The organism is Azorhizophilus paspali (assembly GCF_043587585.2).
Taxonomy (GTDB): domain Bacteria; phylum Pseudomonadota; class Gammaproteobacteria; order Pseudomonadales; family Pseudomonadaceae; genus Azotobacter; species Azotobacter paspali.
Map to the genome: position 1 here is coordinate 4150663 of NZ_CP171449.1, position 11797 is coordinate 4162459.

Below are 11797 nucleotides of genomic sequence, written 5' to 3' on the forward strand. Positions count from 1 at the left end.
CCAGTACAGTTGGGAAGAATGTCAGTGAGCCAGCGCCAAACACGCATCAATGTCGTCATGGAGGCAATCCGCTCGAGAATTGCCTCCCGCTCCTATCCGCCGGGCACGCGCCTGCCGTCCGTGCGCGCGCAAGCCAAGGCGATGAGGGTTTCGGTATCCACAGTGGTGGAAGCCTACGAGCGGTTGGCTGCCGAGGAAGTTATCTGCGCACGTCCTGGCTCCGGGTTCTACGTATGCGGGCCTGTCGCCCCCTTGGCTCTGTCGGAGATTGGGCCGCCGCTGGATCGAGAGGTCGATCCGCTGTGGGTTTCGCGTCAGTCGCTAGAGGCGGGCGCGTCCTTGCTCAAGCCCGGTTGTGGCTGGCTTCCAGCCGCGTGGATGTATGAGGCGGGCGTGCGCCGGGCACTACGGGCGACCGCAAGAGCCGACGCCGCGGTGCTTTCCGACTATGCCACACCGCTGGGTTTGCCGGCGCTGCGCCAGCTTCTCGCCCGACGCATGGCCGCCGCGGACATTGAGGCACGGCCCGAACAGATCATGCTGACCGAATCCGGCACTCAGGCCATCGATCTGATCTGCCGCTTCCTCCTGGAGGAGGGAGACACCGTACTGGTCGATGATCCCTGCTACTTCAACTTCCACGCCTTGCTGCGAGCGCATCGCGTGAAGACAGTGAGCGTGCCGTTCACCCCGAACGGGCCGGACGTGGAGGCGTTCGGGGCCGCGTTGCGCGAGCATTCGCCACGTCTCTACATCACCAACTCGGGCATCCATAATCCGACAGGCGCGACGCTTTCCCCAGTCATCGCACACCGGCTCCTGAAGCTGGCCGATAACACGAACCTCGTCATCGTCGAAGATGACATCTTCGCGGATTTCGAGGTCAGCCCGGCACCGCGCTTGGCCGCTTTCGACGGTCTTTCGCGGGTGATTCACATCGGTAGCTTTTCCAAGACCATTTCGGCCTCGCTGCGCTGCGGCTATGTCGCCGCGCGCGCCGACTGGATCGACCGCTTGGCCGACCTCAAGATCGCGACCAGCTTCGGAAGTGGCCAACTGGCTTCTGCCATCCTGCTGGCCGCATTGACCGACAGTGGATACCGCAAGCACATGGAGGGCGTTCGCATCCGTCTGGCCGAGGCAAGGAACAAGACCATGGCCCGTCTCGATGCGATAGGCGTCACACCCTGGATCATTCCGCAGGCGGGTATGTTCATCTGGTGCCGATTGCCCCCAGGCATCGATGCGGCGGATGTCGCTCGGTCCTGCCTGAAAGAAGGAGTGGTACTGGCTCCCGGCAATGTCTTCAGCCAATCGCAGGATGCGAGTGGCTTCCTGCGTTTCAATGCCGCGCAATCCATGGACGTACGGGTGTTCGACACACTGGCGAGGATCTTGCCTGCTTAGTGGTCGAGCTGGCCATTGCTGACGTGTCGGCGTCACGCAGCACCGGGCTCTCGGGCCGCGCCCCATGCCGCCGGTGGTGTCACGGCCATGCGGCACCAACCCTAACGCCTCGACGCACCCATTGGGTGATGATGAACGAGCTCGCTATCTGCCGGCCGGGCTCACACCGCCACCGGCGCCTTGATGTGCGGATGGGACTGGTAGCCGACCAGCTCGAAGTCCTCGAAGCGGAAGGCGAACAGGTCCTTCACCCGCGGGTCGAGCTGCATGGTCGGCAGCGGCAGCGGGTCGCGGGAGAGCTGCAGGTCGGCCTGCTCCAAGTGGTTGGCGTAGAGGTGGCAGTCGCCGCCGGTCCAGACGAACTCGCCGGGCGTAAGGCCCGTGACCTGCGCCACCATCAGGGTCAGCAGCGCGTAGCTGGCGATGTTGAAGGGCACACCGAGGAAGATGTCCGCCGAGCGCTGGTAGAGCTGGCAGGACAGACGGCCGTCGGCCACATAGAACTGGAACAGCGCATGGCACGGCGGCAGCTTCATCTCGTCGATCAGCGCCGGGTTCCAGGCCGAGACGATCAGCCGGCGCGAGTCCGGGTTGTTGCGGATCATGTCTACGACATTGGCTATCTGGTCGATGTGCCGGCCGTCCGGTGCCGGCCAACTGCGCCACTGGTAGCCGTAGACCGGGCCGAGGTCGCCGTTCTCGTCGGCCCACTCGTCCCAGATCGACACGCCGTTTTCCTTTAGGTAGCGGATGTTGGTGTCGCCCTTCAGGAACCACAGCAGCTCGTGGACGATGGATTTGAGGTGGCACTTCTTGGTGGTGACCAGCGGGAAGCCCTCGGCCAGATCGAAACGCATCTGATGGCCGAACACGGAAAACGTGCCGGTGCCGGTGCGGTCGCTCTTGAAGGTGCCGTGCTTGCGCACCAGGCGCATCAGGTCGAGGTACTGTTTCATGGGAGAGGGAGCTGGCTGCGCGACGGAAAGGGCCGGACATTATGCCCGGATCACCCGGCCCTCAAGAAGCCCTGGCGGTCGGTCAGGGCAAGCGTCGCACCGGCGACGCCTGCCGTCGCCTCAATGGGCGAGCCAAGCCCCGCGGCGATAGGCCCAGGCCATCATCCCGGCGCCGCCGAGGATCATCGGCAGGCAGAGCAACTGGCCCATGGTCAGCCAGCCAAAGGCGAGGTAGCCGAGTTGGGCGTCCGGCACCCGGACGAACTCGACGATGAAGCGGAAGATGCCGTAGCAGAGGGCGAACAGCCCGGACACCGCCATGGTCGGTCGCGGCCGGCGCGAGTAGAACCAGAGGATGGCGAACAGCGCCACGCCCTCCAGGGCGAACTGGTAGAGCTGCGAAGGATGGCGCGGCAACTGCTGCGGATCGCTGGGGAAGATCATCGCCCAGGGCAGGTCGGTGGCCTTGCCCCACAGCTCGGCGTTGATGAAGTTGCCGATCCGCCCGGCGCCCAGGCCGATCGGCACCAGCGGGGCGATGAAGTCCATCAGCTCGAAGAAGCCCTTGCCGTTGCGCCGGGCGAAGATCCAACTGCACAGGAGCACGCCGAGCAACCCGCCGTGGAAGGACATGCCGCCGCGCCAGACCTGCAGGATCAGACTCGGATCGTGCAGGTAGGCCGGCAGGTCGTAGAACAGTACGTAGCCGAGCCGGCCGCCGGCGATCACCCCCAGGGCGACCCAGAACACCAGGTCGGAAAGCTTCTCGCGGCTCCATTCCGGAGCGAAACCGGCCAGGCGGCGTGCAGCCAGCCACCAAGCGCCGCCGATGCCGACCAAGTACATCAGGCCGTACCAGTGCACCTTCAGCGGGCCGAGGGCGATAGCCACGGGATCGATTTGCGGATAAGGCAGCATCCGGAACTCCTCAGAACAGGAAATACAGTCCGACAACGGACAACTGCAGGGCGAACAGGCGCTTGAGTAGGCGCGGCGGCAATCGGTGCGCCAGGTTGGCGCCGAAGCGGGCGAAGAACATGCTGGTGACGGCGATGCCGAGCAGCGCCGGCAGGTAGACGAAGCCCAGACTCCACGCCGGCAGATGCGCCTCGTTCCAACCGACGGCCATGAAGCTCAGCGCGCTGCACAGGGCGATCGGCAGACCGCAGGCCGCCGAGGTCGCGACCGCTTGCGGCATCGGCACGCTGCGCCAGGTCAGGAAGGGCACGGTGAGCGAGCCGCCGCCGATGCCGAAGATCGCCGAAGCCCAGCCGATCACCACGCCGGCCAGGCCGAGGGCGAACTTGCCGGGCACTGCGCGGCTGGCCTTGGGCTTGAGGTCGAAGCCCATCTGCAGGCCGACGGCGATAGCGAACACGCCGATGATCTTCTGCAGCATCGGCCCCTGGATCGCCGCAGCGGTCAGGCTGCCGAGCACCGCACCGACGAGGATACCGGCCGTCAGCCAGATGAACAGCGGCCAGAGCACTGCCCCCCTGCGGTGATGGGCGATCACTGAGTTGATCGACGTGAAGACGATCGTGGCGAGCGAGGTACCTACCGCCAGGTGAGTCAACACGGCCGGATCGAAGCCTTGCGCGGTGAAACTGAACACCAGCACCGGCACTATGATTATTCCACCGCCGATGCCGAACAGTCCGGCCAGCACACCGGCTACAACCCCCAGCGGCAGATACAGCAGAAACTCCATCTCTACCCCCTTTCGAAAGCAGCATGGTACCGGAATTGGCCGGGCGATGAGGGATTCGCAGCCCTTGGTCCAGGCATCGCCGTTAGCTTGCGCCCATGACCTTCGGCAGGAAGTCCCATGTGCCTGATCGTTTTCGCCTGGCGTCCCGGCCATACCACGCCCCTGGTGCTGGCCGCCAATCGCGATGAATTCTACGCCCGCCCTTGCCGGCCCCTGGCCGCCTGGCCGGAGGCGCCGGGCGTGCATGCCGGACGCGACCCGAGCCAGCCACGGGGCCGGCGCAGCCACGGCGAACTGCCGGCCAGCTTTTTGCTCGGCGAACTGTCGCCCGAAGCCTACCTGGCGCAGGTGGCGGAGCGGGCGCGGGACTATACCGGCTTCAACCTGCTGGTCGGCACGGCCGGCGAGCTTCTGGTACTACCACGCACGGGAAACGGCACCGCGGCGCTTGCCGGAGGGCCTCTACGGCCTTTCCAACGCCGCGCTGGACACGGCCCTGGCCAAAGCTGCGCCGCGCCAAGGCGGCCCTGGCCGCAGCCTGGAAAGGCCACACGCGGACTGTCTGCTAGCGACGTTGCAAGACCGGAGGCCGGCAGCGGACGCGGAGCTGCCGGACACCGGCGTCGGCCTGGCCAGGGAACGCCTACTCTCGAGCGTGTTCATCGCCAGTCCGGACTACGGCACCTGTTCAAGCAGCGTGCTGATCGTCGCGGCAGACGGTTCGCGGCAATTGGTCGAGCGCCGCCTCGGTCCCGGCGGCGACCCACTCGGCAAGGGGCGGCTCGAGCTTCCGCCCTAACCGACCACGATGCAGTCGCGCTGCCGCTTGGCCTGGTAGAGCGCCGCATCCAGGCGGTACACCAGGTCGTCCGGCGTTTCGTCGGCGACCATCTGTGCCACGGCGAAACTGGCGGTGAGCGGCATCGGCAAGGAGACATCGATCCGCCGCAGGTTCAGGCGCAGGCGCTCCGCCAGTGACCCAGCCGCCGCCGCATCGGTTTCCGGCAGCAACACGATGAACTCTTCGCCGCCCCAGCGGGCGAAGCAATCCACGTCCCGCAGATCCTGGCGCACCACCTGCGCGACCGCGACCAGCACCCGGTCCCCGGCCTGGTGACCGAAACCATCGTTGATCCGCTTGAAATGGTCGAGGTCGAACATCAGTAGTGCGCAGGGATGGCCATGGCGTCGCAGGCGATGCCATTCGACCTGCAATTGCCTTTCGAGGCAGCGGCGGTTGGCGATCTGGGTGAGCGGGTCGATCTCGCTGAGACGCAGGGCCTGCGCGGCCTGCTCGGCCAGGGCCTGGTTTGCCCGGCGCAAGGCTTCAGTGCGCGCCGCCACCAGCTCTTCGAGAGCCTGGTTGAGCGCCAGCAGTTCCTGATTCTTGCGCTGCAGGGCCAGCTCGGCCAGCTTGCGCTCGTGTATGTCGCGGTGCGCGCCGATCATCCGGGTCGCCCGCCCCTCTTCGTCGAACTCGACGAAACGACCGTGATCGCTGATCCACAGATAGTTGCCACTGCTGCAGCGGCAACGGTATTCCTCGGCATAGACGGGGTGCGTCCCGTCCAGGTAGGCCCGAAAGCCACGCATGACCTGTTCGAAGTCTTCCGGGTGGATCACCTGGTGCCAGGTCAAGACGTTCTCCGGCAGGCTGTCCACGGCATAACCGAGCATGGAATACCAGCCCAGACTGCGCTTGACGTGGCCGGTGCGGATGTCCCAGTCCCAGATGCCGTCGCTGACGATCTCCAGCGCGAAACGCAAGGTTCGCGCGATGGCCTCGTGAGTCGCACCATAGACGCTGTCGCTAACCTTTAGGTCGTCCATAAAGCTCCGCTCCGGACTGGCAGCCAATTACGCCGCCAAAAACACATTTCCGGACCGGCAGGCTCCAGGAGACTGCAAGCTTCAGCCCTGCAGCGAAGCCACCGGATTGATCACCCGGCCGAGACCGAGGTTGCGCAGGGCCAATTGCAGAGTGCTGTGGATGACCTGCGGGTTGTCGATAGCCATCAGTCGATCGAGCAGCTCGCGGGCCTTGCTCAGGGTGATCTGGCGTAGCAGCCATTTGACCTTGGGCAGGTTAGTGGCGTTCATCGACAGGCTGTCGAACCCCATCGCCATCAGCAGCACCGCCGCCGAGGGGTCGCCTGCCATCTCGCCGCAGATGCTCACCGGCTTGCCTTCAGCATGGGCGTCCTGCACCACCTTGTTGAGCGCCTGCAGCACTGCCGGGTGCAGGTAGTCGTAGAGGTCGGCGACCCGCGGGTTGTTGCGGTCCACCGCCAGCAGGTACTGGGTCAGGTCGTTGGAGCCGACCGAGAGGAAGTCCACCAGGCGCGCCAGTTCGCGGGTCTGGTAGACCGCCGCGGGGATCTCCACCATCACCCCGACTGGCGGCATGGGCACGTCGGTACCCTCGTCGCGGACCTCGCCCCAGGCGCGGTGGATCAGGTGCAATGCCTCGTCCAGCTCGTGGATCGAGGAGATCATCGGCAGTAGGATGCGCAGGTTGTTCAGCCCCTCGCTAGCCTTAAGCATGGCGCGCACCTGCACCAGGAAGATCTCCGGATGGTCGAGGGTGACGCGGATGCCGCGCCAGCCGAGGAAGGGGTTGCTTTCCTTGATCGGGAAGTACGACAGCGACTTATCGCCGCCGATGTCCAGGGTGCGCATGGTCACAGGCAGCGGATGGAAGGCGGACAACTGGTCGCGGTAGATCGCCAGTTGCTCCTTCTCGCTGGGAAAGCGCTCGTTGTTCATGAACGGCACTTCGGTGCGGTACAGCCCCACCCCTTCGGCGCCGCGCTCCTGGGCGCGGGCGACATCGGCCAGCAGGCCGGTGTTGACCCACAATGGCAGGCGGTGGCCGTCGAGGGTTTCGCAGGGCAGTTCGCGCAGGGCATCGAGGCCCTGGGTTAGTTGGCGCTCCTCCTCGACCAGGTCGGCGAACTGCTGGCGCAGCATGTCGCTGGGGTTGGTGTAAACCTCGCCGTGGTAGCCGTCGACGATCAGGTCGATGCCGTCCATCTTCGAATAGGGCAAATCGACCACGCCCATCACCGTGGGGATGCCCATGGCGCGGGCAAGGATCGCCACGTGGGAGTTGCCCGACCCCTGCACCGAGACCAGGCCGACCAGCTTTCCCTCGGGCAGTTCGCCGAGCATCGCCGGGCTCAGCTCCTCGCTGACCAGGATGGTGTTGTCCGCATAGACCATGGTCTGCTGGCGGGCCTGCTGCAGGTAGGCAAGCAGGCGCCGGCCAAGATCCTTGACGTCGGAGGCCCGCTCGCGCAGATAGGCATCGTCCATCAGTTCGAAGCGTTTGACATGCTCGTTGACCACTTGGCGCAGGGCGCCCTGGGCCCACTGGCCGGTCCTGATCACCCGCTGCACCTCGCAACCCAGGGAGGCATCGTCGAGCATCATCAGGTAGACATCGAACAGGGCGCGCTCCTCGGGGCGCAATTGGGTGGCGAGCTTGGCGGACAGCGCACGGATGTCGACTCGCACCGCCTCGAGGGCGTTGCCGAACAGTTCCAGTTCGGCCTTGAGGTCCTCGGCCGGCTTGTCCGGCACCACATCCAGATCGGCCGGCGGCAGCACCACCACGGCCTTGCCGACGGCGACACCTGGTGCGGCCGGCACGCCGACGAAGCGCGCCTCCTGGATACCCTTGCCCTGTCGGCCAAGGCCGCGGATCGAGCCGGTAGCCTCGGCATGAGCGATGACGCCGGCGAGCTGCGCGCTCATGGTCACTAGGAAGGCCTCCTCGCCCTCGTCGAACTCGCGGCGCTCCTTTTGCTGGACGACCAGCACGCCCATCACCCGCCGATGGTGGATGATCGGCGCACCGAGGAAGGAAGCGTAGCGCTCCTCGCCGGTCTCGGCGAAGTAACGGTAGCGCGGATGGGTAGCGGCGTTCTCCAAGTTAAGCGGCTCCTCGCGGGTGCCGACCAGGCCCACCAGGCCCTCGTTGGAGGCCATGCTGACCTTGCCGATGGAGCGCTTGTTGAGCCCGTCGGTGGCCATCAGGACGAAGCGGTTGGTTTCCGGGTCGAGCAGATAGACGGAGCACACCTGGCTACCCATGGCCTCCTTGACCCGCCGCACGATGATGCCCAGCGCCGTTTTGAGATCCTTGGCGGAGTTCACTTCCTGGACGATCTTGCGCAGCGTGTTGAGCATGGCCCGCCTTGAGCTCCGTCTGATCAATCCCGTGCCAGCAGGCGCGGTGCGAGTTCTTTCAGCGCACGCCGGTAGACCTCGCGTTTGAAGGCGACCACCTGGCCCAGCGGATACCAGTAGCTGACCCAGCGCCAACCATCGAACTCCGGCTTGCCGGTGAGATCCACGCGTACGCGCTGCTCGTCGGAGAGCAGGCGCAGGAGAAACCACTTCTGCTTCTGGCCGATGCACAGCGGCTGGCTGTGCGAGCGCACCAGGCGCTGCGGCAGGCGGTAACGCAGCCAGCCACGGGTGCAGGCGAGGATCCGTACGTCCTGCGGCTCCAATCCGACCTCCTCGTTGAGTTCGCGGAACAGCGCCTCTTCCGGCGATTCCCGTGCATCGATGCCGCCCTGCGGAAACTGCCAGGCATCCTGGTTGATCCGCCGCGCCCAGAGCACCTGACCAATATCATTGGTCAGGATGATGCCGACATTAGGGCGAAATCCATCGGGGTCGATCACAGCAGCGAACCTTGAAAACGCATGTGTCCGCATTGTTCCACAAAAAGGTGCGCGCCAGAAGCGGGCTGGACAAGGGGCCGGAACGCCGATGCCCTTCCGGCTCGTGCCGCACAACCGTTATGCTTCGCCGCATTCCCAACCTCCCTTCCCTGACCGAGGTTCTAGCGTGCGTCTGGCTCTATTCGATCTCGACAACACCCTCCTAGCCGGCGACAGCGACCATGCTTGGGGCGACTGGCTCTGCGAGCGCGGCATCCTCGACGGCGAGACTTACAAGGCGCGTAACGACGCCTTTTACCAGGATTACCTGGCCGGACGGCTGAATATCGTCGACTACCTGAACTTCAGCCTGGAGCTCCTCGGCCGCACCGAAATGGCCGTGCTCGAAGAGTGGCACCGAGCATTCATGCGCGAATGCATCGAGCCGATCATCCTCGCCAAGGGCTGCGAGCTCATCGAGCGGCACCGCGACCAGGGCGACAAGCTGGCGATCATCACCGCCACCAACCGCTTCGTCACCGCCCCCATTGCCGCGCGCCTCGGCGTCGAGACCCTGCTCGCCACCGAGTGCGAGATGGCCGACGGTCGCTACACCGGCCGCACCACCGACGTGCCCTGCTTCAAGGAAGGCAAGGTCGAGCGCCTACAGCGCTGGCTGGAGGAAACCGGCCATTCGCTGGAGGGCAGCCATTTCTACAGCGACTCGCACAACGACCTGCCGCTGCTCGAACGGGTCAGCCATCCGGTGGCGGTCGACCCCGACCCGCGCCTGCGCGAAGAAGCCGAGCGGCGCGGCTGGCCGGTGATCTCCCTGCGCTGAACGGGCGTAGCCGCGTCGGCGGGCGGGTAATTGGCCGGGTGGCAACGGCACAGTTCTATCCACCCGCACCTGCGGGCTCTGCTAGAGCGAACTCGTCCGCGACCGCCGGTATTCGGCCGCGGCCCTTGAAAGGGCCAGGCCTCAGACGGGCTTGGCCACCATCAGCCAGAGGGTGGTGGCGAAGCAGGCCAGCCCGAGTAGCGCCAGCACCAGGCTGAACCAGGGGCTCTTCCGGTGCCGGCCGGTGACCCGCGCAGCTAGCCACAATCCGCAGACCGCCCCCGGCAGAAACAACAGCGAGCTGCCGAGCAGCCAGATCTGCCCCAGCGGCCAGCCGACCAGGTGCGCCAACCACCAGCCGCTGACCGGCAGGCCGATCAGACAGAGCAGCAGCAGGACGGCGCACAGCGCCGGCCAGGGCGAGGCACGCGCGGGCGCCTCCGCTTCCGCTCCCCCCGTCACCGCTCCCTGCGCATCCGGGGCTGCCGGCTCCGCTCTTGCCGCGTCCGCTTCCGTCTCGGCGTCGGCCTGCGCGGCCCGTGCCGGACGGAGCCGTGCGCGCCAGCAAAGCCCGGCGAGCGCGAAGAAGGTCACGAACAGCAGCACGCCAGCCACGCCATGGAGCATTGTGAGCAGCGCGAAGTGTTCCATCGTTCAGTCCTTTGAGTCGAGTGGATGGATCGTTCGAGTCAGCCGAGGAACAGCCGGTAAGCCGGATTGTCGGTTTCGTCCCAGTACGGATAGCCGATAGCGTCCAGGGCCGCCGGCAGCAGGTGGCGCTCGCTCGCCGGCACCTGCAGGCCGGCCACCACGCGGCCATCGGCGGCGCCGTGGTTGCGATAGTGGAACATCGAGATGTTCCAGCGTCCGCCGAGCTTGCTGAGGAAATTGAACAATGCGCCGGGCCGTTCGGGAAACTCGAAACGCAACACCACCTCGTCGCTGACGCCCGCCGCATGGCCGCCGACCATGTGGCGGATGTGCAGCTTGGCCATCTCGTCGTCGGTCAGGTCGAGTACGGGAAAGCCCTGCTCGCGCAGGCTGGCCACCAGTTGCTCGCGCGGATCGTTCTCCGGGTGGGTCTGCACGCCGACAAAGATGTGCGCGTGGTCCGGGCGGTTGTAGCGGTAGTTGAACTCGGTGATCTGCCGCTTGCCGATGGCCTGGCAAAACGCCTTGAAGCTGCCCGGCTGCTCGGGGATGGTCACGGCGATGATCGCCTCGCGCTTTTCGCCCAGTTCGGAGCGCTCGGCCACATGGCGCAGGCGGTCGAAGTTAATGTTGGCGCCGGAATCGATAGCCACCAGGGTCTGCCCGCTCACCCCTTCGCGCTCGACGTAGCGCTTGATCCCGGCCACCGCCAGGGCGCCGGCCGGCTCGGTGATCGAGCGGGTGTCGTCGTAGATGTCCTTGATCGCCGCGCAGATCTCGTCGGTAGTGACGGTGACCACCTCGTCCACGTGGTGGCGGCAGATGTCGAAGGTGCAGGCACCGATCTGCGCCACCGCTACCCCGTCGGCGAACAGCCCGACTTGCGGCAGCACCACCCGCTCGCAGGCGGCCATGGCCGCCTGCAGGCAGTTGGAGTCCTCCGGTTCGACACCGATCACCCGGACCTCGGGACGCAGGTATTTCACATAGGCGGCGATACCCGCGATCAGTCCGCCGCCGCCGACCGGCACGAACACGGCGTCCAGCCGGCCCGGCTGCTGGCGGAGAATCTCCATGGCCACCGTGCCCTGCCCGGCGATCACGTCGGGATCGTCGTAGGGGTGGATGTAGACGTAGCCCTTCTCTTCGACCAGCTTCAGCGAATGGGCCAGCGCATCGGGAAAGGCGTCGCCGTGCAGCACCACCTTGGCGCCGCGCGCGCGCACCGCTTGAACCTTGATCTCCGGGGTGGTCCTCGGCATCACGATGACCGCCTTGATGCCCAGGTGCCTGGCCGCCAGAGCCACGCCCTGGGCATGGTTGCCGGCCGAAGCGGTGACCACGCCGCGCGCCAGCTCGGCCTCGCTCAACCGGGCCGCCTTATTGTAGGCGCCGCGGATCTTGAAGGAGAACACCGGCTGCAGATCCTCGCGCTTGAGCAGGATCTGGTTGCCAAGACGTTCGGAGAGCTGACGGGCAGGCTGCAGGGGAGTCTCGACGGCGACGTCGTAGACGCGCGAGGTAAGGATCTTCTTGACGTACTGTTCGAGCATCGGCG

The 11797-nt window shown here is 66.0% G+C and carries 11 protein-coding genes and 1 pseudogene; 4 read left to right on the forward strand and 8 right to left on the reverse strand.

All coding sequences use genetic code 11. The annotated features are described in order from the left end of the window. The first annotated feature begins 24 nt into the window (after nucleotides 1-24). Nucleotides 25-1407 carry a PLP-dependent aminotransferase family protein gene (locus ACGI6K_RS20185; protein WP_376944663.1) on the forward strand — a complete coding sequence of 461 codons (1383 nt, stop codon included), beginning with the start codon at nucleotides 25-27 and terminating at the stop codon, nucleotides 1405-1407. Between the two features lie 161 nt (nucleotides 1408-1568). Here ACGI6K_RS20185 and ACGI6K_RS20190 read toward each other — a convergent pair whose 3' ends face one another. The 3 genes from ACGI6K_RS20190 to ACGI6K_RS20200 all read right to left on the reverse strand — a co-directional run bounded on the left by ACGI6K_RS20190 (nucleotide 1569) and on the right by ACGI6K_RS20200 (nucleotide 4074). Then, nucleotides 1569-2363 carry a thymidylate synthase gene (locus ACGI6K_RS20190; protein ID WP_376944665.1) on the reverse strand — a complete coding sequence of 265 codons (795 nt, stop codon included), beginning with the start codon at nucleotides 2361-2363 and terminating at the stop codon, nucleotides 1569-1571. 120 nt (nucleotides 2364-2483) lie between these two features. Next, nucleotides 2484-3281: a prolipoprotein diacylglyceryl transferase gene (gene lgt / locus ACGI6K_RS20195; protein ID WP_376944667.1), complete on the reverse strand. Its 798-nt coding sequence runs from the start codon at nucleotides 3279-3281 to the stop codon at nucleotides 2484-2486. 10 nt (nucleotides 3282-3291) lie between these two features. Continuing rightward, entirely contained in the window at nucleotides 3292-4074 is a 783-nt protein-coding gene (locus ACGI6K_RS20200) for a sulfite exporter TauE/SafE family protein (RefSeq protein ID WP_376944669.1), read from the reverse strand. A 117-nt stretch (nucleotides 4075-4191) separates the two neighbouring features. Between ACGI6K_RS20200 and ACGI6K_RS20205 the strand changes: the two are divergent. Together ACGI6K_RS20205 and ACGI6K_RS20210 are read left to right on the forward strand one after the other, a co-directional pair. Continuing rightward, a pseudogene (locus ACGI6K_RS20205) lies at nucleotides 4192-4416 on the forward strand (NRDE family protein); the annotation flags it as partial. A gap of 106 nt (nucleotides 4417-4522) precedes the next feature. Continuing rightward, nucleotides 4523-4873 carry an NRDE family protein gene (locus tag ACGI6K_RS20210; RefSeq protein ID WP_376944671.1) on the forward strand — a complete coding sequence of 117 codons (351 nt, stop codon included), beginning with the start codon at nucleotides 4523-4525 and terminating at the stop codon, nucleotides 4871-4873. Here ACGI6K_RS20210 and ACGI6K_RS20215 read toward each other — a convergent pair. The 3 genes from ACGI6K_RS20215 to ACGI6K_RS20225 form a co-directional block, all read right to left on the reverse strand. Next, a complete protein-coding gene (locus tag ACGI6K_RS20215; RefSeq protein WP_376944673.1) occupies nucleotides 4870-5904 on the reverse strand; it encodes a GGDEF domain-containing protein in 1035 nt (344 codons plus the stop codon). The two genes, ACGI6K_RS20210 and ACGI6K_RS20215, sit on opposite strands and share 4 nt — an antisense overlap. Before the next feature lie 81 nt (nucleotides 5905-5985). Beyond that, nucleotides 5986-8265 (reverse strand): phosphoenolpyruvate--protein phosphotransferase, encoded by a 2280-nt coding sequence (gene ptsP, locus ACGI6K_RS20220; protein WP_376944675.1) that lies wholly within the window; start codon nucleotides 8263-8265, stop codon nucleotides 5986-5988. 23 nt (nucleotides 8266-8288) lie between these two features. Beyond that, complete coding sequence (locus tag ACGI6K_RS20225) at nucleotides 8289-8768, reverse strand: RNA pyrophosphohydrolase (RefSeq protein WP_376944677.1); 480 nt, start codon at nucleotides 8766-8768, stop codon at nucleotides 8289-8291. Nucleotides 8769-8934: 166 nt separating this feature from the next. Between ACGI6K_RS20225 and ACGI6K_RS20230 the strand changes: the two genes are divergently transcribed. Then, complete coding sequence (locus ACGI6K_RS20230; protein WP_376944679.1) at nucleotides 8935-9588, forward strand: HAD family hydrolase; 654 nt, start codon at nucleotides 8935-8937, stop codon at nucleotides 9586-9588. Between the two features lie 141 nt (nucleotides 9589-9729). Here ACGI6K_RS20230 and ACGI6K_RS20235 read toward each other — a convergent pair whose 3' ends face one another. Both ACGI6K_RS20235 and ilvA read right to left on the reverse strand, forming a co-directional pair. After that, on the reverse strand, nucleotides 9730-10239 hold the full coding sequence (locus ACGI6K_RS20235) for a DUF2269 family protein (protein ID WP_376944681.1): 510 nt from the start codon (nucleotides 10237-10239) through the stop codon (nucleotides 9730-9732). A 38-nt stretch (nucleotides 10240-10277) separates the two neighbouring features. Continuing rightward, nucleotides 10278-11792, reverse strand: coding sequence for a threonine ammonia-lyase, biosynthetic (gene ilvA / locus ACGI6K_RS20240; RefSeq protein WP_376944683.1), 1515 nt, complete (start codon nucleotides 11790-11792; stop codon nucleotides 10278-10280). Between the last annotated feature and the right edge of the window lie 5 nt (nucleotides 11793-11797).